The organism is Hydrogenophaga sp. PML113 (genome assembly GCF_001777155.1).
In the GTDB taxonomy this organism is placed as follows: Bacteria; Pseudomonadota; Gammaproteobacteria; order Burkholderiales; family Burkholderiaceae_C; genus Hydrogenophaga; species Hydrogenophaga borbori.
Genome location: NZ_MIYM01000004.1, coordinates 1 through 25959 on the forward strand (window position 1 = coordinate 1; position 25959 = coordinate 25959).

General features: G+C 70.5%; 18 protein-coding genes. 11 read left to right on the forward strand and 7 right to left on the reverse strand.

The annotated features are described in order from the left end of the window. Window positions 1–745 (reverse strand): electron transfer flavoprotein subunit beta/FixA family protein (locus BHU06_RS08525; protein ID WP_070398760.1); only part of this gene is annotated, 745 nt, incomplete at its 3' end. Between the two features lie 333 nt (window positions 746–1078). On the opposite strand from BHU06_RS08525, the gene BHU06_RS08530 reads away from it, so the two are divergent. The 3 genes from BHU06_RS08530 to BHU06_RS08540 all read left to right on the forward strand — a co-directional run bounded on the left by BHU06_RS08530 (window position 1079) and on the right by BHU06_RS08540 (window position 3966). After that, complete coding sequence (locus BHU06_RS08530) at window positions 1079–2083, forward strand: TRAP transporter substrate-binding protein (RefSeq protein WP_070398761.1); 1005 nt, start codon at window positions 1079–1081, stop codon at window positions 2081–2083. A gap of 81 nt (window positions 2084–2164) precedes the next feature. Next, window positions 2165–2674, forward strand: coding sequence for a TRAP transporter small permease (locus BHU06_RS08535; RefSeq protein ID WP_070398762.1), 510 nt, complete (start codon window positions 2165–2167; stop codon window positions 2672–2674). Next, window positions 2671–3966, forward strand: a complete 1296-nt coding sequence (locus BHU06_RS08540; protein WP_070398763.1) for a TRAP transporter large permease — start codon at window positions 2671–2673, stop codon at window positions 3964–3966. The genes BHU06_RS08535 and BHU06_RS08540 overlap by 4 nt, the downstream gene beginning before the upstream one ends. Here BHU06_RS08540 and BHU06_RS08545 read toward each other — a convergent pair. After that, entirely contained in the window at window positions 3953–5266 is a 1314-nt protein-coding gene (locus tag BHU06_RS08545; protein WP_070398764.1) for a mechanosensitive ion channel family protein, read from the reverse strand. The genes BHU06_RS08540 and BHU06_RS08545 overlap by 14 nt on opposite strands. Before the next feature lie 36 nt (window positions 5267–5302). Then, entirely contained in the window at window positions 5303–6256 is a 954-nt protein-coding gene (locus BHU06_RS08550; protein ID WP_070398765.1) for a histone deacetylase family protein, read from the reverse strand. 30 nt (window positions 6257–6286) lie between these two features. On the opposite strand from BHU06_RS08550, the gene BHU06_RS08555 reads away from it, so the two are divergent. The 6 genes from BHU06_RS08555 (at window position 6287) to BHU06_RS08580 (ending at window position 14174) form a co-directional block, all read left to right on the forward strand. Continuing rightward, window positions 6287–7219, forward strand: coding sequence for a MoxR family ATPase (locus BHU06_RS08555; RefSeq protein WP_175442826.1), 933 nt, complete (start codon window positions 6287–6289; stop codon window positions 7217–7219). Continuing rightward, window positions 7219–8289 carry a DUF58 domain-containing protein gene (locus BHU06_RS08560; protein WP_083293127.1) on the forward strand — a complete coding sequence of 357 codons (1071 nt, stop codon included), beginning with the start codon at window positions 7219–7221 and terminating at the stop codon, window positions 8287–8289. The genes BHU06_RS08555 and BHU06_RS08560 overlap by 1 nt, the downstream gene beginning before the upstream one ends. Beyond that, window positions 8283–10340, forward strand: a complete 2058-nt coding sequence (locus BHU06_RS08565; protein ID WP_070398767.1) for a DUF3488 and transglutaminase-like domain-containing protein — start codon at window positions 8283–8285, stop codon at window positions 10338–10340. Before BHU06_RS08560 ends, BHU06_RS08565 begins: the two co-directional genes overlap by 7 nt. A 176-nt stretch (window positions 10341–10516) precedes the next feature. Beyond that, complete coding sequence (gene mltB, locus BHU06_RS08570; RefSeq protein ID WP_254668152.1) at window positions 10517–11449, forward strand: lytic murein transglycosylase B; 933 nt, start codon at window positions 10517–10519, stop codon at window positions 11447–11449. A 441-nt stretch (window positions 11450–11890) separates the two neighbouring features. After that, window positions 11891–12304, forward strand: coding sequence for a type III secretion system chaperone (locus tag BHU06_RS08575; protein ID WP_070398769.1), 414 nt, complete (start codon window positions 11891–11893; stop codon window positions 12302–12304). A 73-nt stretch (window positions 12305–12377) separates the two neighbouring features. Next, window positions 12378–14174, forward strand: a complete 1797-nt coding sequence (locus tag BHU06_RS08580; RefSeq protein WP_139147019.1) for a hypothetical protein — start codon at window positions 12378–12380, stop codon at window positions 14172–14174. 28 nt (window positions 14175–14202) lie between these two features. Here the strand turns inward: BHU06_RS08580 and BHU06_RS08585 are convergent, their stop codons facing one another. The 4 genes from BHU06_RS08585 to BHU06_RS08600 form a co-directional block, all read right to left on the reverse strand. Next, window positions 14203–15162, reverse strand: coding sequence for an alpha-E domain-containing protein (locus BHU06_RS08585; RefSeq protein ID WP_070398771.1), 960 nt, complete (start codon window positions 15160–15162; stop codon window positions 14203–14205). 123 nt (window positions 15163–15285) lie between these two features. Beyond that, window positions 15286–16725 carry a circularly permuted type 2 ATP-grasp protein gene (locus BHU06_RS08590; protein WP_070398772.1) on the reverse strand — a complete coding sequence of 480 codons (1440 nt, stop codon included), beginning with the start codon at window positions 16723–16725 and terminating at the stop codon, window positions 15286–15288. Window positions 16726–16812: 87 nt separating this feature from the next. Next, window positions 16813–17238: a hypothetical protein gene (locus BHU06_RS08595; protein WP_070398773.1), complete on the reverse strand. Its 426-nt coding sequence runs from the start codon at window positions 17236–17238 to the stop codon at window positions 16813–16815. A gap of 132 nt (window positions 17239–17370) precedes the next feature. After that, a complete protein-coding gene (locus BHU06_RS08600; protein ID WP_254668140.1) occupies window positions 17371–19812 on the reverse strand; it encodes a ComEC/Rec2 family competence protein in 2442 nt (813 codons plus the stop codon). Between the two features lie 86 nt (window positions 19813–19898). On the opposite strand from BHU06_RS08600, the gene BHU06_RS08605 reads away from it, so the two are divergent. Together BHU06_RS08605 and BHU06_RS08610 are read left to right on the forward strand one after the other, a co-directional pair. Next, window positions 19899–23321 (forward strand): DUF2126 domain-containing protein, encoded by a 3423-nt coding sequence (locus BHU06_RS08605; RefSeq protein ID WP_070398774.1) that lies wholly within the window; start codon window positions 19899–19901, stop codon window positions 23319–23321. A gap of 46 nt (window positions 23322–23367) precedes the next feature. Beyond that, on the forward strand, window positions 23368–25956 hold the full coding sequence (locus tag BHU06_RS08610; RefSeq protein WP_070398775.1) for a circularly permuted type 2 ATP-grasp protein: 2589 nt from the start codon (window positions 23368–23370) through the stop codon (window positions 25954–25956). Window positions 25957–25959: the final 3 nt, after the last annotated feature.

Below are 25959 nucleotides of genomic sequence, written 5' to 3' on the forward strand. Positions count from 1 at the left end.
TCACCTTGGCTTCGGTCTTGAGCTTGGCCACCAGCGTGGCCACGTCGGGCACCTTCACCCCGGCACCGCGCTTGGGCGGCTCGCTCACCTTCAGCGTCTTGATGCGCGGCGTCACGTCCACGCCCAGGTCCTCGGGCTTGACCGTCTCCAGCGGCTTCTTCTTGGCCTTCATGATGTTGGGCAGCGTCACGTAGCGCGGCTCGTTCAGCCGCAGGTCCGTGGTGATGACGGCGGGCGTGCTGATCGACAGGGTTTCAAGACCACCGTCCACTTCACGGGTGACCTTGGCCTTGTCACCGTCGATCTCGACCTTCGAAGCAAACGTGGCCTGCGGCAGGCCGGCCAGCGCGGCCAGCATCTGGCCGGTCTGGTTGCAGTCGTCATCGATCGCCTGCTTGCCCAGGATCACGAGACCGGGCTGTTCCTTGTCCACCAGGGCCTTCAAGAGCTTGGCCACCGCCAGGGGTTGCAGTTCCTCAGACGTCTCCACCAGGATCGCGCGGTCCGCGCCAATGGCCATGGCCGTGCGCAGCGTCTCCTGGCACTGGCTCACGCCGCAGGAAACCACCACCACCTCCGTGGCCGCGCCTTTCTCCTTCAGGCGCACCGCCTCTTCCACCGCGATCTCGTCGAACGGGTTCATCGACATCTTCACGTTGGCAATGTCGACGCCGCTGCCATCGCTTTTCACGCGGACCTTGACGTTGTAGTCGACCACGCGCTTGACGGGGACGAGAACCTTCATGCTGAGCTGCTCCTGTGGTTTGGGGTTCGGGGTGCAATTGACGTGCACGTCAATTGGGCATTGTAGGTGGGCGCTGGGAGCGACCAAAGCGATGGCCAGAAAATCGAACGACCGTGCTTTTTTCGAATTATATCGATCGCCACGCGGGTGCCACGATGCCCGCGACGCACGGCGGGATGTCGTTGGGGCGTCATTTCGCCGACCGCTTGGTCGGCGAACTCGGGTAAGTCTGGAGGGCGTCGCGCAATGCGTTCACCTATAGTGAATTTGCGCCCTTTACTTATGTTGAGTAACGATGGCGCGCCCCTTCACCCCGTCGTTGGAGCACCCCGCATGAAGCTGATTCCCCTCCTGGCCACCGCCGCCCTGCTGAGCGCCGGCGCGGCCTCGGCGCAGACCGTGTTCACCGCCTCATCGTGGGTCCCCCCCACGCACACGTTGAGCATGGCGCAGAAATCGTGGTGCGATCTGCTGGAGAAGGAAAGCGCGGGTCGCATGAAGTGCAACATCCTGCCCAAGTCCGTGGCGGCGGCGCCCGGCACCTTCGACGCCGTGCGCGACGGCCTGGCCGACATTTCCTACACGGTGGACGGCTACACGCCGGGGCGCTTCGTCTTCACGCAGCTGGCCGAGTTCCCCTTCCTGGGCGACAGCGCGCTGGCCACCTCGGTGGCCTACCAGCACCTCTACGCCAAGCACTTCGCGCCGCTGGGCGAGCACCGCGGCGTGAAGGTGCTGGCCGTGTTCACGCACGGGCCCGGCATCATCTTCAACAGCAAGCAGCCAGTGAAGACACTGGACGACGCCACCAAGCTCAAGTTCCGCATCGGCGGTGGCAACATCAACGAGCTGTCCAAGCTCATGGGCTTCAACACCACGCTCAAGCCCGCGCCCGACTCCTTCGAGCTGCTGTCCACCGGCGTCATGGACGGCACCTTCTTCCCCGACGAGTCGATCGCCTCGTTCAAGCTGAACATGATCAAGCACGCCACCACCTTCCCTGGTGGCCTCTACAACACCAGCTTCGTGTTCATGATGAACCCGGCCAAGTACAACGCCCTGTCCGCGCAGGACAAGGCCGTGGTCGACAAGATCTCGGGCGAGGTCGCCACGCGCATCTTCGGCGAAGGCTGGGACAAGGTCGACGCCGCCAGCCGCGAGCTGCAGAAGGCCCAAGGCGTGGCGCGCATCCAGGCCGACGACTCCTTCATCAAGGCCGTCGCCGCCAAGCAGGCCGAGCTGGAGGACAAATGGGCCGCCGCCGCCGCGGCCAAGGGCCTGAAGGACCCCAAGGCCGTGCTGGCCGAGTTCCGCGCCGAGATCAAGAAGGTCAAGTAAGGCATCGAGCCGCCACCCACCCCGCACGGCGGGCAGTCGCCAACCCGGCTGCCCGCCGTTGCTTTTGAACGCTCCCCCGACATGCTCACCGTCCTGGATCGCGCGCTGCGCTGGTCGACCGGCCTCATGGCCGCGATGGCCTTGTTCTCCATCATGCTGCTCACGCTCGTCGACGTGACGGGCCGCAAGTTCTTCAGCCACTCGGTGCCCGGCGGGCTCGAGGTCACCGAGATCCTGATGGTGATCGTGATCTTCGGCGCGCTGCCCTTGGTCTCCTGGCGCGGCGAGCACGTGGTCTTCGACTCGCTGGACGCCTTCATTCCCAGTGGCCTGCGGCGCATCCAGCAGCGCGTGGTGCACCTGTTCTGCGCCATTGCCTTCGCCTGGATGGCGCGCCTGATGCTGCTGCGCGCCGACCGCTTTCTCGACTACGGCGACATCACGGTCCACCTGCAGCTGCCCATGGCGCCGGTGGCCTGGATGATGGCGCTCTTCCTGTTCGTGACCGCTCTGGTGCACCTGGTCTTCGTCTTCTTCCGTCCTCCCGAGCCCGCTTTCCACGGCGCGGCCCAGCCGGGAGACGCCGCATGACCGCCGCGCTGCTGGGTTTTCTGGGCGTCTTCGCCATGGCCTTCCTGCGCGTGCCGCTGGCCGTGTCCATGGCCACCGCGGGCTTTGTGGGCATGGGTGTGCTGCGGGGCTGGCAGCCGGCCCTGGCCAGCACCAGCCAGGTGATCTTCGAAACCGGTTTCGCCTATGTGCTGTCGGTCATCCCGCTGTTCGTGCTGATGGGCAATTTCGTCGCCCGCGCCGGCATGGCGCGCGAGTTGTTCAACGCGGCCAATGCCTTCGTGGGCCACCGCCCGGGCGGCCTGGCCATGGCCAGCATCATTGCCTCGGGCGGTTTTGGCTCCATCTGCGGCTCGTCGATCGCCACCGCGGCCACCATGACCCGCGTGGCCTTTCCGGAGATGAAGGCGCACGGCTACAAGGAGACCCTGGCCACCGGCGCCATTGCCTCGGGCGGCACGCTGGGCATCCTGATCCCGCCGTCCACCATCCTGGTGATCTACGGGATCATCACCGAGACCGACATCGGCAAGCTGTTCATCGCCGGCATCCTGCCCGGCATCGTCGCCATCACCTGCCTGTGCCTGGCCGTGGTGTTCGTCACCTGGCGCGACCCCCAGGCCGGCCCGCCCGCCGAGCGCTTCACCTGGCGCCAGCGCCTGGCCGCCATCCGCGGCATCTGGGGGGTGGCGCTGCTGTTCGCGCTGGTGATCGGCGGCATCTACGGCGGCGTGTTCACCGCCACCGAAGGCGCGGGCATGGGCGCGGCGGGCGCATTTTTCTTCGCGCTGGCGCGCCGCACGCTCACGCCGCGGCTGCTGCTGGAGGTGCTGATCGAAAGCTCGCGCACCACGGCCATGCTGTTCACCATCCTGATCGCCGCGATGATCTTCACCAATTTCATCAACTTCACGTCCATGCCGGCCGATCTGCGCGACTTCGTGCTGCAGTTCAGCCCCGAGCCGATCATGGTGGTGGTGGTGATGATGGTGATCTACCTGGCTCTGGGCATGGTGATGGAGGAACTGGCGATCGTGCTGCTCACGATCCCGGTGTTTTTCCCCGTGGTCACCGGCTTGGGCTTTGACCCCATCTGGTTCGGCATCCTCATCGTGACCATCGTGGAGATCGGCATGATCTCGCCGCCCGTGGGCCTGAACCTGTTCGTCATCAACTCGCTGCTGCCTGGGGTCAAGCTGACCACCATCTACCGCGGCGTGTGGCCCTTCGTGACGGCCGATGTGGTGCGGCTGGGCATTCTCATCGCCTTCCCGGTGATCTCGCTCTGGCTGCCCGGTTTCATGAACCGCTAGCGGCCACCGCGCCGTCTCCCTCGCGCAGCACGTGCACCACGCGCTGCGGGAAGGGGATCTCGATGCCGTTGGCGCGCAGCGAGGAGAGGATGGCCATGTTGATCGCCGAGCGCAGCGCGAGCTGCCCGTTCTCGGGATCGCCGATCCAGTAGCCGAGCGTGAACTCCAGGCCGTCGGCGCCGAAGTTGGACAGGGCCACCGAGGGCCCGGGGTTCTTGAGCACGCGGGCCTGCGCGGTGGCGGCCTCCAGCAGCAGGCGCGACACCAGGTCGACGTCGCTGTCGTAACCCACCGACACCACGGTCGACTGCCAGACATTGGGATCGGCCAGCGACAGGTTCTCCACGCGGTTGGTGATGAGCATCTCGTTGGGCACGATGGACTCGCGCCCACTGAGGTTGCGGATCAGCGTGTAGCGCGCGTTGATGTCGGTGATGCGGCCCTCGAAGTTGTCCACGCGCACGTTGTCGCCGATGCGCATGCTGCGCTCGGCCAGGATCACGAAGCCGCTGACGTAGTTGGACGCGAGCTTTTGCAGGCCCAGGCCGATGCCCACGCCCACGGCGCCGCCCAGCACCGAGAGGGCGGTCAGGTCGATGCCCACCGCCGAGAGCGCGACGATGAGGCCCACGAACAGGAGCAGGGCCCGCGTGGCGTTGCTCACCGCCTGGCGCAGCGAACGGTCCCGGCCCACGACGTTGCGCAGCAGCCGGGCCTCGATGGCCGACGAGATCCACAGCGTGATGATCAGCACCGCCGACGCGGTGACGATGCCTTCGATGAGGGTGCGCAGGCTCAGCGTGGTGGCGCCCACCTTCCAGCGGATGTCCTCGGCCTCGGCCAGCATCACCGGCAGCAGCCCGCTGACCCACAGCACCATGCCCAGCCAGGCGGCCCAGGAGATGGTGCGCTCCAGCACCTTCACCCAGGGGCTGTCGTCGAAGGCCGCCTGCAGCACCTTCACCCCCAGGCGGATCACCGCCAGCGACACCAGCACGGGGATGGCGACGTGAAAGACCGCCAGCGGCACGAAGTTCATCAACAGCCCGCGCGCCACGAAGCCCAGCACCAGCAGCACGATGGGAAACAGCGCGCCATCGACGATGCGCCGGCCGAACAGCACCGACTGGGGTTCGTTCTGCATGGACAGGGCGCGGCGCAGGCCGGCCACCAGGGACCAGGCCAGCAGGGCCACGGCCGCCAGCGCGGCCAGTTCGGCCAGCGCCGCCGGCTGCAGAAAGCTGTTGAGCCAGGCGGACAGGTCGTCCACCGGCCGCAGCGAAGCGGAGGAAGGATTCATCGTCAAAACAGGTGACAGGAAAAAAACGGCATCAGCTCAGACGCCCGCAAGCGCGCGCAGGTGCGCTTCCACGCTGCGCGCCAGCGCGTCCAGCGCGTAGCCGCCCTCCAGGCAACTCACGACGCGGCCCTGGGCGTGGCGATCGGCCACCGCCTGGATGCGCTCGCTCAGCCAGGCGTAGTCCTGCTCGACCAGGCCCAGCTGGCCCATGTCGTCCTCGCGGTGCGCGTCGAAACCCGCGCTCACGAACAGCATCTGCGGGCGGTGGTCGTCCAGGCGCGGGATCCAGCAGGTCTCGACCAGCTCGCGGATGTCCATGCCGCGCGTATAGGCCGGCACGGGCAGGTTGACCATGTTCTTCGCCGTGGAGTGCGTCCACGCCGGGTAGAACGGGTGCTGGTAGAAGCTGCACATGAGGATGCGCTCATCGCCCTCGATGATGTCCTCGGTGCCATTGCCGTGGTGCACGTCGAAGTCGATGATGGCCACGCGTTTCAGGCCGTGGCGCTCCAGCGCGTACTTGGCGGCCACCGCCACGTTGTTGACGAAGCAAAAGCCCATGGCCTGGCGGCGCGTGGCGTGGTGGCCCGGCGGTCGCACCGCGCAGAAGGCGTTGCGCAGCTCGCCGGCCAGCACGGCGTCGGTGGCGTCGATGGCCGCGCCCGCGGCCATGAGGATCGCCTCCCAGCTGTGCACGTTCATCGAGGTGTCGGGGTCGACCTGCGCGCGCTGTGGCCCGCCGGCGGCGATGTCTTCCTTGAGGGTGTCGGCCAGGCCACGCAGCGCGGCCAGGTGCAGGCGGTCGTGCGCGAGCTCCAGGTCGGCCAGGGCGGCGGGCGTGGCCTCGCGGCGCTCGAGCGCGGCGTCCAGGCCGGTCAACAGCAACCGGTCCTCGATCGCATCGAGCCGTTCGGGGCATTCGGGGTGGCCGGCGCCCATGTCGTGCTGCCAGCATGCCCGGTGCGTGAAATAACCAGTGGCGTGGGCCATCTCTGAACTGCGGTGAGAATCGCGGCCAATATGCAAGCCCAGATGCAACAAGACTCCAAGATCCAGCGCCTGCTGAGCCAGCTTAACACGGTGATCGTGGGCAAACCGCAGCAGGTCAGCGACTGCGTGGCCTGCCTGCTCGCGGGCGGCCACCTGCTGATCGAGGACGTGCCCGGCGTGGGCAAGACCACCCTGGCCCATGCCCTGGCGCGCTGCTTTGGGCTGCAGTTCGCGCGCGTGCAGTTCACCGCCGACCTCATGCCCACCGACCTGATCGGCGTCTCCATCTACGAGCGCGGGCGCGAGGCCTTCGTCTTCCACCCGGGCCCGGTGTTCGCCCAGGTGCTGCTGGCCGACGAGATCAACCGCGCCAGCCCCAAGACCCAAAGCGCGCTGCTGGAGGCCATGGAAGAGAAGCAGGTGACGGTGGAGGGCGAGACGCGCGCCCTGCCCCAGCCCTTCTTCGTCATCGCCACGCAGAACCCGCACGACCAGCTGGGCACCTACGCCCTGCCCGAATCGCAGCTCGACCGCTTCCACATGCGCCTGTCGCTGGGCTACCCCGACCGCGCCGCCGAGCGCGAGCTGCTGCGCGGCCAGGACCGGCGCGAGCTGATCGATTCGATGCCACCGGCCCTGGACGCCGACGAGCTCGCCCGCCTACAGCGCGCCGTGGCCGAGGTGCACACCGCCGAACCGGTGCTCGATTACCTGCAGGACCTGGTCAACGCCACGCGCAGCGGCCGCTGGTTCCTGCAGGGCCTGTCGCCGCGCGCCGCGCTGGCCGTGGTGCGCGCGGCCAAGGCCCAGGCCTTCCTGCAAGGCCGCGACTACGTGGCGCCCGACGACATCGCCGCCATCCTGCCGCAGACCACGGCGCACCGGCTGATCCCCGTGCGCGACGCCGGGCGCGGTCCGCTGGAGCAGGTGCGCGCGATGCTGGACGCCGTCCCCCTGCCGTAATGAGCCCCCCCAGAAGCGCCTTCGGCGCCTCCCCCCAGGGGGCGGCGCCAGCGGCCCGGCAACGCCGGTTCCGCGGCGCCCTGGGTGCAATACCCGCGGGGCTGAACCTCAGGGCGCGCGCGCGGGCCTGGTTCCACAACCGGCTCAGGCGCAGCGACACGCTCACGCTCACCCAGCGCAACGTCTACATCCTGCCCACGCGCGCCGGCTGGATGCTGGCCCTCACCCTGCTCCTGCTGCTGGTGGCCAGCATCAACTACCAGCTCAACCTGGGCTACCTGCTGACCTTCCTGCTGGCCGGCAGCGCCCTGGTGGGCATGCACGTGTGCCACAACAACCTACGGGGTCTCACGCTGCACCTGCACCCGCCCGAGCCGGTGCACGCGCACCAGGCGGTGGTGCTGGAGGTGCGTCTGTCCAGCGAGCGGCGGCGCGCGCGCCACGGCATCGGCCTCGGCGTGCTCCCCGAGGACGGCGGCGCGCCGGCCCTGGCCTGGGCCGACGTGCCCGCCCAAGGCAGCGCCGAGCTGCAGCTGGCCTGGCAACCGCCCGCGCGCGGCCTGCACAAGCTGCCGGCACTCAGCGCCATGACCCTGTTCCCGCTCGGCACCTTTCGCGTGTGGACGGTGTGGCGCCCGGCCGCCCAGGCCCTGGTCTACCCCACGCCGGAAGAGCACCCACCGCCACTGCCGCCCGGCGAACCGCTGTCGGGCGGTGCCGGCAGCGCGCGCGTGCAGGCCACGGGCGAATACGACGGCGTGCGCGCCTACCGGCGCGGCGACCCGATGAAGGCCGTGGTCTGGAAGAAAGCCGCCCAGGCCTTCGCGAGCGGGCGCGACGAGCTGGTCAGCCGCGACGCCCTGTCCAGCCAGCGCCAGCGGCTCTGGCTGGACCTGAACCAGTGCGGCGGCACGGGGCTGGAAGGACGCGTGTCGCGCCTGACCGCCTGGGTGCTGATGGCCGACCGGCTCGAACTCGACTATGGCCTGCGCCTGCCGGGCCGCGAGATCGCCCCCGACCAAGGCCCGGTGCACCGCAACCAGTGCCTGGAGGCGCTCGCGCTGTGCTGAACGCGCTTCGACCGTCCCGCGCCGCCGGTGCGCCACCCTCGCTGCCCCGCGAGACGCGCGACACCCTGTTCGTGCTCGCGGTCATCGCCTGGGTGGTGGCCCTGCAGGCCGCGCACATTCCCTGGTGGACCACGGCGCTCACCGCCGGCGTGCTGGCCTGGCGCGCCCGGCTGGCGCTGCGCGCCGCCCCCCTGCCCGGCTGGCCCTGGCGCCTGGGGCTGTTGCTGCTCACGCTGGGCACCACCTTCGCCAGCCATGGCACGCTGCTTGGCCAGGAGGCCGGCGTCACGCTGGTGGTGGTGCTGCTGGCGCTCAAGACCCTGGAACTGCGCGCGCGTCGCGACGCCTTCGTGGTGTTCTTCCTCGCCTTCTTCACCCTGCTCACGCACTTCTTCTACTCGCAGTCGCTGCTCACGGCGGCCGGCATCCTGGTCGCGCTGCTGGGCCTGCTCACGGCCCTGGTGAACGCGCACATGCCCGTGGGCCAGCCGCCGCTGTCGCAGGCCGCGCGCTACGCCGCCGGCATGGCGCTGATGGGCGCGCCCATCATGCTGGTGCTGTTCCTGCTGTTCCCGCGCCTGGCGCCCTTGTGGGGCACGCCGAACACCGACCCGAGCGGGCGCAGCGGCCTGTCGGACGAGATGCGTGTGGGCGAGATCGCCCAGCTCGCGCTGGACGACAGCATCGCGCTGCGCGTGCGCTTCGACGACCCGCGCCCACCGCCGGCCGGCCTGCTGTACTTCCGCGGCCCGGTGTTCGGCAGCTTCGACGGCCGGCAGTGGCGCCCGCTCGAATCGGGTTTCCCGCGCGAGCAGCGCCTCACGGCCCAGCTGCGCCCGCGCGGCGAGCCCGTGGGCTACGAGGTCACGCTGGAGCCCAACCGGCGCCCCTGGGTCTTCGTGCTGGAAGCCGCCACCGCCGCGCCCGAACTGCCCGGCGGCAACCGCGTGCGCATGAGCGAAGCGCTGCAATGGACCGCCCAGCGCCCCATCAACAGCCTGGTGCGTTACCGGGCGCAAAGCCACCTGGACTTCGGCCACGGCCCGCTGCAGGCACAGATCGGCCTGCAGGACTACCTGCAACTGCCGCCCGGCTTCAACCCGCGCACCCTGCAGCTGGCGCAGGAGATGCGCCGACAGCACGGCCCCGGCCCCGCCGCCGCGCCGGCGCTGGTGAACGCCGCGCTCGAACGCCTGCGCACCGGCGGCTACCGCTACACGCTGGAGCCCGGCGTTTACGGCCGGCACACCGCCGACGAGTTCTGGTTCGACCGCAAGGCGGGCTTCTGCGAGCACATCGCCAGCGGCTTCGCCGTGCTCATGCGCGCCATGGACATCCCGGCGCGCGTGGTCACGGGCTACCAGGGCGGGGAAACCAACACCGTCGACGGCTACTGGACCGTGCGCCAGCGCGACGCCCACGCCTGGACGGAGGTCTGGCTGCAGGGCCAGGGCTGGGTGCGCGTGGACCCCACGGGCGCGGTCTTCCCTGGCCGCATCGGCTCCATGCAGCGCCTGCAGGCGCCCGCCGCCGGTTTCGCGGGGGCCTTCGCCGGCGCGCTCGGCAACCTCAACCCCACGCTCACGGCGCAGCTGCGCGCCACCTGGGAGGCCGTCAACAATGCCTGGAACCAGTGGGTGCTGGACTACACGCAGGGCAGCCAGCTCGAGCTGCTGCGCGCGCTGGGTTTCGCCTCGCCGAGCTGGCAGGACCTGGCCACCGTGCTGCTGGGCGTGGTGGTCGGCGTGAGCCTGCTGGGCGCGCTCTGGGCCCTGTGGGAACGCCAGCGGCACGATCCCTGGCTGCGCCTGCTGCGGCGCGCGCGCCAGCGGCTGGAGCGCCTGGGCGTGGCCTCGGACGAGCGCACGCCCCCGCGCGAACTGGCTCAACGCATGAAAGCGCAGTTGGGCGATGGCCCGGCCGTTCAAGGTCTGGCCGACTGGCTGTTGCGCCTCGAAGCCCAACGCTACGGGCGCGACAGCGGCAGCACCCTCGCCCAGCTGAGGCGGGAATTCCGCCGGCTGGCCTGGCCGGTCCGCCGCCGCGCGTGATCCAATCGCGGGCAATGCAACGCCGATCGATCGCCCTGGCCGCCCTGGCCACCCTCTCGCTGTCCACCCTGCCGCTGCCGGTCGCCCTGGCCCAGGCCACCCCCCTCGCCAAGCAGCGCCCCACGAGCCGCCCGTCCGCGCGAGCGCCCTTCTTCTACCGCGACCACCCGGCCGCCATGGCCTTCGCCGAAGACCTGGCCGCGCGCCGCCAGCTCGACCCGGCCTGGGTGCTGGCGCAGATCGGCCAGGCGCAGCGGCTGGAGGCCGCCATCCGCGGCGTCACGCCGCCGCCGCGCGGCGTGCCCAAGAACTGGGCCGCCTACCGCGCGCGCTTCATCGAGCCCACGCGCATCGCCGCCGGGCAAGCCTTCTGGCAGGACAACCGCGAGGCCCTGGCGCGCGCCGAGGCCGAGTTCGGCGTACCGGCCTCGCTCATCGTCGGCGTCATCGGCGTGGAGACGCTCTACGGCCGCCACACCGGCACCCACAAGGTCATCGACGCGATCACCACGCTCGCCTTCGACTTCCCCGCCAGCCACCCACGCGCCGCCGCGCGCAGCGCCTTCTTCCGCGACGAGCTGGAGCAATTGCTGAGCCTGTGCCAGCGCAACGGCAGCGACCCGCAAGGCCTGCTGGGCAGCTTCGCCGGCGCCATGGGCCTGCCGCAGTTCATGCCGAGCAGCTGGGCGCGCTACGCCATCGACTTCGACGGCAACGGCAAGGTCGACCTGTTCGACAGCCCGGCCGACGTGATCGGCTCGGTGGCGAACTACTTCAAGGCCTTCGGCTGGACACCCGGCATGCCCACGCACTACCCGGTGCGCTTCGACCCGGCCACGCTGGACCTGGAGACCCTGCTCGCGCCCGACATCCTGCCCAGCTTCACGGTGGAGGCCTTCCAGGCCAAGGGCGCCGTGCTCGAGGGCGCGGCGCTGCAGCACCCTGGCCCGCTGGCGCTGGTCGAGCTGCAGAACGCGGGCGCGCCGTCCAGCTACGTGGCCGGCACGCAGAACTTCTACGTGGTGACCCGCTACAACTGGAGCAGCTACTACGCGCTGGCGGTGATCGAGCTGGGCGAGGCGGTGAAGGCGGCGCTGCCCGAGCGCTGAGCGGCTGGGGCGGCCGAGCCATCGGCCATTCGATGGGGGCGGTTCCCCGCTGGTCGGCGCCAGCACCGCCATGCGGCCGAGGCCGGCGCAGACCACGGAACCCTCACGACAGAGCGGGGCACGGATCGGGCAAGACCGGCTTCGAGGCCCCCACATGATCCGCAGCAAAGCAGTCCAACCCCGGCATCACACAGTCGCCCCGTCACCCGGCCCCAAGCGCACCTCCCGCGAGAAGCCCACCAAGGCAGGCCTTCAGCTTCTTCCACCTCAAGCCCCCCGCTTGAAGCGCCAGAGGTCCTTGCTGGAGAAAATTCAGCACCGATGGGCCAAGCTGATGGCCCCCGCTGCCGCGCGCACCCAGCGGACACAAGAGAAGGCCAGCCAGAAAACCCATGAAGCCACGCGACTGTTGCTGGCCCACCTGCTTGTCGATCTGCCGTCATGGGTGTGCCCGAACTGCGGCTGGACGAACACGGCTGCGCGCGACTGCGGGTCGACGACCGCATCGACGTCAACTTCGAGGCCAGCGGCAGCAGCCACTTGCTGCACATCTATTGCACGCTGGGCCCCGTGCCCACGAGCGATCGCGAACGCACCTTCGAGCAACTGCTCAGCGCCAACCTCTTCGGCGCCGACACCGGCGGCGCCGCGCTGGCCATCGACGTCGAGTTCAACGAGATCGTGCTGTGCTCGGACATCGGCAACCACGGCTGGACGGCCGAACTGATCATGTCGCGCCTGCAGCGCTTCATCGATGCGGCGGAGACGTGGCAGGAACGCTTCGCTGCCCTGCAGTCCACCGCGGCCAGCGCCGATCCGCGCCCCCCGGCCGCCCCCTCCTTTCTTTCAGTCTGAAGCCGGCCGCGCCGCGCCTGGCGCCCGGCGTCGACCAAACCCTCCGCGCATTCACGTTCAGCGAGAGACAACCATGCCAGTTGGAAACACCACCACCGCTCACCTGCCCCTGCCGATCAACCATGTGTTCCACGACAGCCCTGTCGGAAAGTTCCATGGGAGGTCGCGGGCTGCAACCGTGCTGCCCTCCCAAGCGAAACGCACCGGATGGAACAAGGTGGCCCATGGCATGGTGCGTGGATGGAGCCGCCTCCTCAACGCCATGACCCCTGGCGGTGTGCGGGTCGACCCCAAGTACCGTCATGCGCTGAAAGACACCAGCCGGGCCGTTGGTGATCTGCTGGGCAACCTGATCCATCCTCAGGGAAACCTCAGTTCGAAGACACTGAAGAAGGCATTCGGCACCATCGAAAACACCGCCGCGCCCGTGACGCAGCGCGGCGTGCCGCTGGATCAGCTGCTGACCCAGCGCTTCGAGGTTCACCTGGCTCAGTTCACGCCCGCCGAACTCAAGACCTTGCGCACCCAACTCCAGATCTTGTTCGCGGACGGAACCGATGCCGCGGTGGCGCTGCCTCTCAAGCGCTTGAGCCAGGCGTTGAGCGCGGAAGTCGAGCGTCGCGTCTTCGCCGATGGAAGAACCCAACTCTTGCCCAGGCTCAAGGAAGCCATCGCGGAGGCCCAGCAACAGTCGCCTCGCGCCGCTGACACGTACAACGGTCTGTCGGGCGTGGTCAAAAACATCATGGGCCAATACGGCATGAACCATGCCGCGAAATACGGGGATGAGACCCAACTGGCGCTGAGCGTGCTGGGCGCGGCCCTCAACGGGTTCCTCAGCAAGGGCGATGTCTCCGCCAGCGACATCAAGACCTTGCTGGACGCCCTGCCCAGCGAAGACCAAGCCGCGCTGCAAGCGGCCGACAGCGCCCATTGGGTCGCCAGAAGCACCGACCTGATCGACACCCTCATCGCGGACGTCGCGGTGCAACGCCAGCGACACACGCAGGAGCGCTTCCTGGCCGCCGCCCAAGGTGCGCTGTTGTCGCTCTCACCCCCCGGTCAGGTGGACCCGCAGGGTCTGCGCCGCATCATCGACGCCGCCGGACAATGGAAGGCGCTGCAGAAGCACCATGGCGCGCATGGCCTGAGCACCGACCCGCAGGTCACGCAGGCATTCGAGGCGATCGTCCATCACGTCCCTCGGCTGGTGCTCCATCAGGCGGCCCTCGATGAGCTGAGCGCGGCCGAGCTGCCCGCGCTGTCCAAGGCCCTGGCCATCTTCGGCAACACCCAGGCCGAGCCCACCCTTGCCCAGGCCATCGACGAGCGACTCGATTGGGGTGTACGGGAATGCCATGAGGCCTTGCTACCCGTACTGGACCAGTTGAACCAGGGCGACCTGCACGCGACCTTGAACGCCCTGGCGGCGACCCAGAAGGTTCTGGCCAAGGTGAAAACCCAGCAGGAGCTGCTCAAGGGCTTGCATCAGACGGGCGCCGACGATGTCCGAGACTTCGAGTACAGCGTCTATGAGCCCTTGTTCGCGAACATGGGCCCAGACCAGCTGCCAAGGCACGCCCACGCGCTCGCCAGCCCCGCCACACAGCGGCTGGTCGAGACCCTTCGAGGCATGGGCCAGGACCTGTGGAATGCCTCGGGCGGTGACGCAACCGATCCACGCTTTGCGACGGCCGAGCAGTTGCTCGGCATCAGCCAGACCCTGATGCAATTGGCCGATTCGGCGAACCGGGCCCAGGCCACCCGCACAGGGGTTGAGGCGCCGGCCGCACCGGAGTACGACCCCAGCCAGCAGGACCCGGACGTCCGCAACGCGGTGAACGGGGTGTTCCAGATCCCCGTGAACTGAGCCATCGGGGCCGCGTCCGGCCGGCGATTCAGCCCGCCGGCACCAGGAAGTCCTGGCTGATGCGCCAGCCCAGCTCGTTCACGCGGTCCAGGAACTGCGTGAGGTAGGCGTGCAGGCCGGTGGCCAGAATTTCATCGATGCGGCCGTACTGCAGCTCGGCCTTGAGCTTGCCGGCGCGGCGCAGGGTCTCGCCGCTGTGGTCGCTGGCGACCACGGCCAGGTTGTTGACCACCTCGTTCAGGCTGGCGGCCAGGCTGCGCGGCATGTCGGCGCGCAGGATCAGCAGCTCGGCCACGCGCTCGGGCGTGATCACGTCGCGGTAGACCTTGCGGTAGACCTCGAAGCCGCTGACGCTGCGCAGGATCGCGCTCCAGTGGTAGAAGTCGTATTCCTGGTCGAGCTCGCTGGCGGCGCCGAAGAAGTCGCTGTGCACCGCATGGAACTTCACGTCCAGCAGGCGCGCGGTGTTGTCGGCGCGCTCCAGAAAAGTGCCCATGCGGTAGAAATGGAAAGCCTCGTCCTGCAGCATGGTGCCGATGGCCACGCCGCGCGACAGGTGCGAGCGGAACTTCACCCACTCGAAAAACTGCCCCGGGTCGCGCTCGAAGGCCTTGCCCTGCAGCGCGCGGTTGAGTTCCAGCCAGGTCTGGTTCTGCATCTCCCACAGCTCGGTGGTGAGCGCGCCGCGCACCGCGCGCGCGTTCTCGCGCGCCGCGCGCAGGCAGGACACGATGCTCGACGGGTTGTTCTCGTCGCGCACCATGAAGTCGAGCACGTTGCGCGGCGTGATGGCCTGGCCGTACTGCGCGCGGTAGGCCGGCAGCAGCTCGCTGATGGTGAGCAGGCCCTCCCAGCCCACCTGGGCCACCGCGGCCGACTGCGGCAGCAGCGAGGTCTGGTAGTTGACGTCGAGCATGCGCGCGGTGTTTTCCGCGCGCTCGGTGTAGCGCGACATCCAGAAGAGGTGGTCGGCGGTGCGGGACAGCATGTCTAGGACTCCATCAAACCGGCATGAGGCGGCAGCACAACCCAGAGGTACCACGGAACCGGCTTTGCCGGGCCGTTGGTGCCGCCCCCTTGAGGGGGTGACGCGAAGCGGCGCGGGGGGGCATCAATCCTCCAGCACCCAGGTGTCCTTGGTGCCGCCGCCCTGCGACGAATTCACCACCAGGGAGCCTTCCTTGAGCGCCACGCGCGTGAGGCCGCCGGGCACCATCTGCACCTCCTTGCCCGAGAGCACGAAGGGCCGCAGGTCGATGTGGCGCGGCGCGACGCCGCTCTTGACGTAGGTGGGGCAGGTCGACAAGGACAGGGTGGGCTGCGCGATGTAGCCCTCGGGGTGGGCGGCCACCGCCTGGCGGAAGGCCTCGATCTCGGCCTTGGTGGACGCGGGCCCGACCAGCATGCCGTAGCCGCCCGCGCCGTGCACCTCCTTCACTACCAGGTCCTGCATGTGGGCGAGCATGTACTTGAGGTCTTCCGGGTTGCGCCCCATGAAGGTGGGCACGTTGCTCAGGATGGGCTTCTGTCCCAGGTAGAACTCGATCATCTTGGGCACATAGGGGTAGATCGACTTGTCGTCGGCCACGCCGGTGCCCACGCCGTTGCAGATGCTCACGTTGCCGCTGCGGTAGACGTCCAGCAGGCCCGCGCAGCCCAGCGTGGACGTGGGCCGGAACACCAGCGGGTCCAGGAAGTCGTCGTCGACGCGGCGGTAGATCACGTCCACCCGCTTGGGGCCGCGCGTGGTGCGCATGTAGACGAAGTTGTCCTTGACGAACAGGTCCTGGCCTTCGACCAGTTCCACGCCCATCTGTTGCGCCAGAAAGGCGTGTTCGAAGTAGGCGCTGTTGTACATGCCGGGCGTGAGCACCACCACCGTGGGCTCGGCCGTGGTGGCCGGGCTCACCGCGCGCAGGGTCTCCAGCAGCAGGTCGGGGTAGTGCGCCACCGGCGCCACGCGGTTCTCGCCGAACAGTTCGGGGAACAGCCGCATCATCATCTTGCGGTCTTCGAGCATGTAGCTCACGCCGCTGGGCACGCGCAGGTTGTCCTCCAGCACGTAGTACTCGCCCTCGCCGTCGGCGTTGGGGGCGCGCACGATGTCGATGCCGGCGATGTGCGAGTAGATCTGGTGCGGCACGTCCACGCCCATCATCTCGGGACGGAACTGCGCGTTCTGGAAGATCTGCTCGGCCGGGATGACGCCGGCCTTGATGATCTCCTGCCCGTGGTAGACGTCGTGGATGAAGCGGTTGAGCGCGGTCACGCGCTGCACCAGGCCTTCTTCCATGGTGCGCCACTCGTGCGCGGGGATGATGCGCGGGATCAGATCGAAGGGAATGAGCCGCTCGGTACCGGCGCCTTCCTCGTCCTTGGCGCCGTAGACGGCGAAGGTGATGCCGACGCGGCGAAAGATCATCTCCGCCTCTTCGCGCCGCGCCGCCATGGACTCGTCGGCTTGTTCGGCCAGCCAGCGGGCGTAGTGCCGGTAGTGCTCCCGCACAACCCCGTTCGGGGCGTGCATCTCGTCGAACATGGGTCGGCTCATGGTGCTGCTCTCCTGCCGAGGGAGCATAGCAAGGAGCGGGCCAGGGGAAACCCCTGGTGCAGCGGCCGACGCGCCGGCGCGGCCGACTTACTCGTCGGCGCTGGCGAGGACCAGATCGAGGTTCAGTTGCCGGAGCTGGCGGCCGTAGGCGATCGCAGCCGCCGGGTCGGTGGGCCGGTGCTGCACGGCCTCGCCCAGTTGGTTCGCGCGGCTGGCTGCGCTGGGGTTACCGCGGCTGCGAAACTGGCTGGCGATCGCGCCCACCAGCTTTCGGTAGCGGCTGGACGCCTTGCCCGCATCGCCGAAAGACGGCGGGTTGCGCGAGACGTAGAGGCCACCGCCCCGCACGTACAACGCGTCAACGATCTTGCCCTGCTTGCTGTAGTACCTGCGCAGCCTGGCGTCGGCCCCTGGATGGGCCTTGGGGTTCATGGCCTGCCGCTTGAGCTGGAAGCCGTCGAACTGGGTCTGCAGGCGCGCGGCGAAATAGGAGAGAGAGGAGGACTTGGACATGGTGCTCGACACGGAATGCGGGTGAGCCCCGCAACGAATGCCGGGCGAACTTGTGTGGCCGCGCGCGCGCCGAAGTTCGCCGGGTCGGCACTGAAATGGCCTAGGCCATTGGGGTCGGGCGCTCGCCCCGACTCAATCGGCCGCGGGCGGCGCCGGCGCGAGCGGGACGTCCTGGTGCCAGTACCGCCGCCCCGCCACCCGCTCGCACCGCAGTTCGTCGGGCCGGTCGCTGCGCCAGGTCGCCGCGCCGCAGCGCGGCGATTCCACCCAGGGGATGCCCCTGGCCTCGTAGCGCTCCACCACCACCCGCGCCGGGTGGCCGAAGCGGTTGCGGTAGCCCGACTGCACCACCACCCAGCGCGGCCGCAGCGTATTGAGCAGCACCGGGCTGGAGGAACTGGCGCTGCCGTGGTGCGGCGCCAGCAGCAGAGTGGCGCGCTCGCTCGGCCGCTCCAGCGCCAGGCGCACCTCCTGCGCGGCGGGCAGGTCGCCCGTGAGCCAGGCGCTGGCGCCCTGGCGGGTCGCCACGCGCAGTACACAGGACATGGCGTTGGTGGACAGGCCACGGTTGGCCCAGGCTTCGGGGCCGGGATGCAGGATCTCGAAGTCGACGCCGTCCCAGGTCCAGCGCTGGCCGGCCAGGCAGTGGTTCGCCGGCGCTTCGTCGTAGGACGACAGCCAGCGCGCCTGCGCAAACGCCGCGCGCACGGCCTTGGCGCCGCCCGAGTGGTCGCTGTCGCGGTGGCTCACCACCACGGTGTCGGGCCGCTCGCCCAGCGCCCGCAGCAAGGGCAGCACGATGCGCTCGCCCGCGTCGGCCTCGGGGCTCCAGGCCGGGCCGGTGTCGTACAGCAGCGCGTGGCGCGCGGTGCGCACCAGCACGGCACCGCCCTGCCCCACATCCAGCGCCAGCAGTTCGAACGCCCCCTCGGGCGGGCGCGGCGGCGCCCACAGCAGCACGGGCAGCACCAGCCAGGCCCCGGCCGCGCGCACGACCGCCGGCAAGCGCATGGCCAGCAACACACCGCCCGCCACGGCGGCCAAGGCCAGCGGCAAGGGCGGCACCGGCCGGTGCAGCACCGCGCCGGGCCAGGCCGCCAGCCATTGCAGCAGCGGCACCAGCGCGTCCACCGCCCCCGCCGCCGCCGTCCACAGCGGCGGGGCCAGCAGGCCCAGCAGGGCCAGCGGCGTCACCACCAGCGTGACCCAGGGAATGGCGATCAGGTTGGCGGCCAGGCCCACCAGCGACACCTGGCCGAACAGCAGCAGCGTCAGCGGAGCGAGGGCAACCGTCATCAGCGCCTGTTCGCGCAGCAGGCGCTTGAGCGCCTGGGCGCCGCGCCAGGCCAGGCCGCTGGCCGGCGCCTCGCGCGCCGGGTCGCTCGCGAACAGCAGGCCCACCGCCACGAAGCTGAGCCAGAAACCCGCCGACAGCAAGGCCCAGGGGTCCAGCGCCAGCACGGCGGCCATCGCCAGCAGCCACACCGCCGGCCAGGGCCAGCGCCGACCCGACAAGCGCAGGCCCACCACCAGCGCCAGCGTCAGCACCGTGCGCTGCGAGGGCACGCCCCAGCCGGAGAACACCGCGTAGCCGGCGGCGCAGGCCACGCCGCCCCAGCCGGCCACCCAGGGCAAGGGCCAGCGCCGGGCCACGGCCGGCCAGCGCGGCGCGGCGCGCCGCCAGGCCCAGCCGATGAGCGCCGTCGCAAGCCAGGCGAACAAGGTCACGTGCAAACCGCTGATGGCCATGAGGTGGGCCACGCCGGTGTCGCGGAACAGCGCCCAGTCCTCGCGCTCGATGGCCGACTGGTCGCCCACCGCGAGCGCCGCCAGCACGCCCGCCGCGCGCGAGTGGCCCAGGCGCTCGCCCATGGCGTCGGCCACGCGCTGGCGCGCCAGGTCCACCGGGTGCAGCCAGGTCTGTCCCAGGCGCTGGGGCACCGGGTCGCGCGGGCCGGCGCGCACGTAGCCGGTGGCCAGGATGCCGCGCTCCCACAGCCAGCGCTCGCGGTCGAAGCCGTGCGGGTTGAGGCTGCCGTGCGCGCGCTTGAGCCGCACCTCGAAAGCCCAGCGCTCGCCGGCCACCAGGCCCGGGTTGGGGTGCGCCACCGCCCAGGCCCCCGGGCGGCCGGGACGATCGCCCCCGGCGGGGGGTCCACCGGTCCAGCCCAGCAGCAGGCGCGGCGGCAGCGGCACGGGCCGGCCGTCCAGGCTGGCGCGCTCGACGATGAATTCGACGCGCTCCCCCTGCGGGTCTTTCACCGGCAGGGACGCCACGCGCCCGACCACCGCGATGTCGCGTCCCTCCAGCGCGCCCGCCAGGGCCTGCTCGGACAGCGACAGGGCGCGCAAGCCCGCGCCGCCAAAGGCCAGCGCCGCGCCCGCCAGCAACCAGGCCAGGCGTCCCCGCAAGGCCAGCGCCAGCAGGCCCGCCACGGTGATGCCGATACAGACCCCCCACCCCCACAGGTCCGGCTGCTGCAGCTGCGCGGCCGTGCCCAGCACCCCGCCGGCCAGGGCCCAGCCCGGGCGCCAGGCGCGCGGTGGCGCCGGCGCGCAAACGTCATCGCGCAATGGCGCAAGACTTGCTAGCATGATTTTTCAACCGCGTGGAGGCGCTCGCGCGATCCCGCGTCATCCCTTTCCCTGAAAGCCTTTTCATGGCCATCCACGTCGCCCTGAGCCACATCACCCACTACCGGTACGACCGCCTGGTGCGCCTGGGGCCTCAGGTGGTGCGCCTGCGGCCGGCCCCGCACAGCCGGACCAAGGTGCTCTCGTATTCGCAGCGCGTCGAGCCCGCCACCCATTTCGTCAACTGGCAGCAGGACCCGTTCGCCAACCACCAGGCCCGCCTGGTGTTTCCCGAGCCCACCACCGAGTTCAAGATCACCATCGATCTCGTGGTCGAGATGGCGGTGCACAACCCGTTCGACTTCTTCCTGGAGCCGCAGGCCGAGCAGTTCCCGTTCGAGTATGCCGAGGCGCAGCGGCGCGAACTGGCACCGTATCTGGCGGCCGAGCCGCTCACGCCGCGGCTGGCGGCCTACCTCGCGGGCATCGCCCGCGACCGGCGCCGCACCATCGATTGCCTGGTCGACATCAACCAGCGCCTGCGGCGCGACATCGACTACACCATCCGCATGGAGCCCGGCGTGCAGACGCCGGAGGAAACGCTGCAGCGGCAGCGCGGCTCCTGCCGCGACAGCGGCTGGCTGCTGGTGCAGCTGCTGCGCCACCTGGGGCTGGCGGCGCGCTTCGTCTCGGGCTACCTCATCCAGCTCGCGCCCGACGTGAAATCCATCGACGGCCCCAGCGGCCCCGAGCGCGACTTCACCGACCTGCACGCCTGGTGCGAGGTCTTCCTGCCCGGCGCGGGCTGGATCGGCCTGGACCCGACCTCCGGCCTGCTCGCGGGCGAGGGCCACATTCCCCTGGCCTGCACGCCGCAGCCCGGCAGCGCCGCGCCCGTGGAAGGCGCAGTGGACGAGTGCGAGGTGGCCTTCGAGCACCACATGGCCGTGCGCCGCGTGCACGAATCGCCGCGCGTCACCCGGCCCTACACCGACGAGCAATGGGCCGCCGTGCTCGCGCTGGGCGACCAGGTCGACGCGGACCTGACGCGGCACGACGTGCGCCTCACCCAGGGCGGCGAGCCCACCTACGTGGCCACCAGCGACCGCGACGCCGCCGAGTGGAACACCGAGGCCCTGGGCCCCACCAAGCGCGGCTACGCCACCGAGCTGCTGGGCCGCCTGCGCGAGCGCTACGGCCAGGGCGGCTTCGTGCACATGGGTCAGGGCAAGTGGTACCCGGGCGAGCAGCTGCCGCGCTGGGCGCTCTCGGTGTTCTGGCGCGCCGACGGCGAGCCGTGCTGGAACAATCCCGCGCTGCTGGCCGACGAGCGCGACGAGGCCCACTGCACCAGCGACGACGCTCGCCGCTTCGCGCAGGCGCTGGCGCGCCGGCTGGGCCTGAGCACGCAATACATCACCGCGGGCCACGAAGACACCTGGTACTACCTCTGGCGCGAACGCCGCCTGCCCGTGAACGTGGACCCCTTCGACAGCCGGCTCGACGACGAGCTGGAGCGCCTGCGCCTGCGCCGCGTGTTCGAGCAGGGCCTGTCCAGCGTGGTGGGCTACGTGCTGCCGCTGCAGGCCAACGCCGGCCACCCGGCCCTGGGCGGCACGGTGTGGTCCACCGGCCCCTGGTTCTTCCGCGACGAGCGCCTGTACCTGGTGCCGGGCGACTCCCCCATGGGCTACCGGCTGCCGCTGGACTCGCTGCCCTGGGCGGCGGCCGGCGACCGGCCCCAGACCATCGAACAAGACCCGTTCGCGCCGCGCGCGCCGCTGCCGCGCGGCGCCCCCGTGCGCGCGCAATGGCAGGCGCACGCGGCGGCCGGCGCGCCGCCGGACGTGGCGGCGGCGCGCGGCTGGCCCGGCAGCGGCCCCTCGGCCCAGGCCCAGGGCCTGTCCTCGCACCACCCGCGACGCGGCGAATCGGCCGGCTGGCTCACGCGCACCGCGCTGTGCGTGGAGGCGCGCGACCCGCAGCGCGCCAACGGCCCCAAGGCCGAGAAGGACAAAGGCGGCCAAGGGCAGCACCTCTATGTCTTCATGCCGCCGCTGGCGCGGCTGGAGGACTACCTCGACCTGCTCGCCGCCGTCGAGGCCACGGCCGATCGGCTGGGCGTGAAGGTGGTGCTCGAGGGCTACCCGCCGCCGCGCGACCCGCGCCTGAAAACGCTGCAGGTGACGCCCGACCCCGGCGTGATCGAGGTCAACATCCACCCGGCGCACAACTGGAGCGAACTGGTGGAGCACACCGAATTTCTTTACGAGGCCGCGCACCAGACGCGCCTGTGCGCCGAGAAGTTCATGACCGATGGCCGCCACACCGGCACCGGCGGTGGCAACCACATCGTGCTCGGTGGCGCCACGCCAGCCGACTCGCCCTTCCTGCGCCGGCCCGAGCTGCTGGGCAGCCTGGTGGCCTACTGGCACAACCACCCCGCGCTGAGCTACCTGTTCAGCGGCCTGTTCATCGGCCCCACCAGCCAGGCCCCACGCGTGGACGAGGCGCGCAACGACCAGCTGCACGAACTGGAGATCGCGCTGGCGCAGATCGAGCGGGCGCGCCAGGTGCATGGCGAACACATGCCGCCCTGGCTGGTGGACCGCACGCTGCGCAACATCCTCATCGACGTCACTGGCAACACGCACCGCAGCGAGTTCTGCATCGACAAGCTCTACTCACCCGACGGCCCCGCCGGCCGCCTGGGCCTGCTGGAGCTGCGCGCCTTCGAGATGCCACCGCATGCGCGCATGAGCGTGGCCCAGCAGCTGCTGCTGCGCGCGCTGGTCGCGCGCTTCTGGCAACAGCCTTACCGTGCGCCGCTGGCGCGCTGGGGCACCGAACTGCACGACCGCTGGATGCTGCCCACCTACCTGCGCCTGGACTTCGAGGACGTGCTGGCCGAGCTGAGCGAGGCCGGCTATGCCTTCGACATGGCCTGGTTCGAACCGCACTTCGAATTCCGCTTCCCGCTCATCGGCGAGCTCGCGGTGCGCGGCATCGAACTCACGCTGCGCGGCGCGCTGGAGCCCTGGCACGTGATGGGCGAAGAAGGCGCCATCGGCGGCACCGTGCGCTACGTCGACTCCTCGCTCGAACGCCTGGAGGTGCGCGTGCGCGGCTGGACCGACCGGCGCTACGCCGTTACCTGCAACGGCCGCGCGCTGCCACTGCACCACACCGGCACGGCCGGCGACTATGTGGCCGGCGTGCGCTACAAGGCCTGGGCGCCGCCCTCGGCCCTGCACCCCGGCATCGGCGTGCACGCGCCGCTCACCTTCGACATCGTCGACACCTGGATGCAGCGCTCCCTGGGCGGTGGCCAGTACCACGTGAGCCACCCCGGCGGACGCAGCTACGACAGCTTCCCGGTCAACGCCTACGAGGCCGAAAGCCGCCGCCTGTCGCGCTTCTTCCCGATGGGCCACACGCCCGGCCGACTGCGCGTGGCGCCCGCCGCCGTGAACCGCGAATTCCCCTGCACGCTGGACCTGAGAACGTGAGCCTCGCCCGGCCGCCCGCCAGGGGCGCGCAGGCATACTGCGCGCCGTGAACGCCGATCCTGACGATTCCCTTTTCGGCCCCCTGGCCCCCGAGCGGCCGGGCGAATGGGCCCTGTCTCTGGCCGTGCCGGCCGACCCGGGACACCTCGACGAGCTGCTGGGCGATGGCCCGCACGGCCTGGCCCCCAGCTGGTCCGCCTTCTTCGACCACACCGGCACCGAAGGCCTGGCCGACCTGAACCGCCGCGCCGAGAACCTGCGGCGCCAGATCCGCGACAACGGCGTCACCTACAACGTCTACGCCGACGACAGTGGCCTGCAGCGGCCCTGGGCGCTGGACCTCTTTCCCATGATCCTGGGCCCGGGCGACTGGGCGCAGATCGAAGCCGGCGTGCTGCAGCGCGCGCGCCTGCTCAACGCCGTGATGGCCGACCTCTACGGCCCGCGCGAACTGCTGCAGCGCGGCCTGCTGCCCGCCGCCCTGGTGCAGGGCCACCCGGGCTACCTGCGCGCCATGCAGGGCGTGCGCCCGCGCGGCGGCACCTGGCTGCACATCGTCGGCTTCGACCTGGCCCACGGCCCCGACGGACGCTGGTGGGTGGTGGGCCAGCGCACCCAGGCGCCCTCCGGCCTGGGCTACCTGCTCGAGAACCGCATCGCCATCGGCCGCCAGTTCCCCAAGGCCTTCGCCGGCCTGCGGGTGCAGCGCCTGGCCGCCAGCTACCGCGCGCTCATGGACGGCATCAAGTCCCTGGCGCCCGAAGGCGAGAACGCGCGCATCGCCCTGCTCACGCCCGGTCCGTACAACGAAACCTATTTCGAGCACGCCTACCTGGCGCGCTACCTGGGCCTCACGCTGGTGGAAGGCAACGACCTCACCGTGCGCGACGAGCGCCTGTTCCTCAAGACCCTGGCGGGCCTGGAGCCGGTGCACGCCCTCATCAAGCGCGTGGACGACCCGTGGCTGGACCCGCTGGAGCTGCGCCCCGACTCCACCCTCGGCGTGCCCGGCCTGCTGCAGGTGCTGCGCGCCGGCCACCTGGTGCTGGCCAACGCGCCGGGCTCGGCGCCGCTGGAGTCCAGCGCGCTGCTCGGTTTCCTGCCCGCCATCAGCGAGCACCTGCTGGGCGAGCCGCTGGCCCTGCCCTCGCTGGCCACCTGGTGGTGCGGCGAAGACGCCGCGCTGCGCGGCGTGCTGCCCCTGCTCAGGGACGGCGTGATCAAGGCCACCTACCCCGGCGGCGGGTCCGACACCGTGATCGGCCAGGGCCTGACGCCGCGCGAGATCGACGAATGGACCGGCCGCCTGGTGCGCCAACCCGAGCAGCACACCGTGCAGTCCTGGCTGCCGCTCTCGCAGACCCCCACCTGGACGGGCGACCGGCTCATGCCACGCTCGGCCATGCTGCGCGTGTTCGCGCTGGCCGATGGCGCCGGTTCCTGGCGCGTGCTGCCCGGTGGCCTGGTGCGCCTGGCGCCGCGCGGCCAGCTGGTGGCCGCCATGCAGCGCGGCGGCAGCAGCGCCGACTGCTGGGTGCTCACCGACGGCGCGGTGGACCCCACCAGCCTGCTGAGCGGCCAGCCCAGCTCCTTCGCCATCGCGCAACAGAAGCAGCCCGTCACCAGCCGCGCGGCCGAAAACCTGTTCTGGCTGGGCCGCTACACCGAACGCGCCGAAAACACCGTGCGCCTGGCCGAAACCGTGCTCGACCAGCTCGACGGCGAGGAACCCGGCACGCAGGCCCTGCTGGCCTGGCTGACCGAGGTCTCGCGGGAGAACGCACTGGTGCTGGCCGACGTGCCCGACGCCCTGCACTCCTCGCGCGTGTTCGCGCGCTCCCTGATGGCCAACCTGGCGCCCCACCCGCAGGACCCGGCCGCCGCCAGCTCCTTCAGCGTGGGCTTCAACCTCGGCGCCCTGGCCAACGCCGCCGCGCAGGTGCGCGAGCGGCTGTCGCGCGAGCACTGGAACCTGATCGAGCGCCTGCGGACCGGCTTCGCGGCCGGCGCCGCGCGGCTGCTCGACAACGGCGACTTCAACACCGGCGGCGCGCAGCTGCTGCTGCAGGAGGCGAGCCAGCAGCTGGCCGCCATCACCGGCTCGCAGACCGACCGCATGGTGCGCGACGACGGCTGGCGCCTGCTGTCCATCGGCCGCCACATCGAGCGCCTGGCCACGCTGTCGCGCGCGCTGGCGCTGGGCCTGCAAACCGGCAGCGTGCATGAACCCGCCGGCTTCGAGGCCATGGTGGCGCTGTTCGACAGCACCATCACCTTCCACGCCCAGTACCAGCAGCGCCGCGACATGGTGGCGCTGATCGACCTGCTGGTGCTCGACCGCGACAACCCGCGCTCGCTGGCCTGGGTGGTGCAAACCCTGCGCGCGCGCCTGGCCCGTCTGGGTCAGAGCGTGGCGCCGCAGGACGCCGAACTTGCGCGCGGTCTGCCCGACCCGGCCGGCTGGCAGCTCGCCGAGCTGAGCAACTGGCAGCGCGACGCCGACGGCCGCCGCGTCTGGGGCGCGCTGCTGCGCGTGCTGGAAGACTGCGAGGCCGCGGCGGTCGAGCTCTCCGACGAGATCACGCGCCTGCACTTCAGCCACGCCGACCGGCGCAGCCAGACGCTGTCCATCTGAACG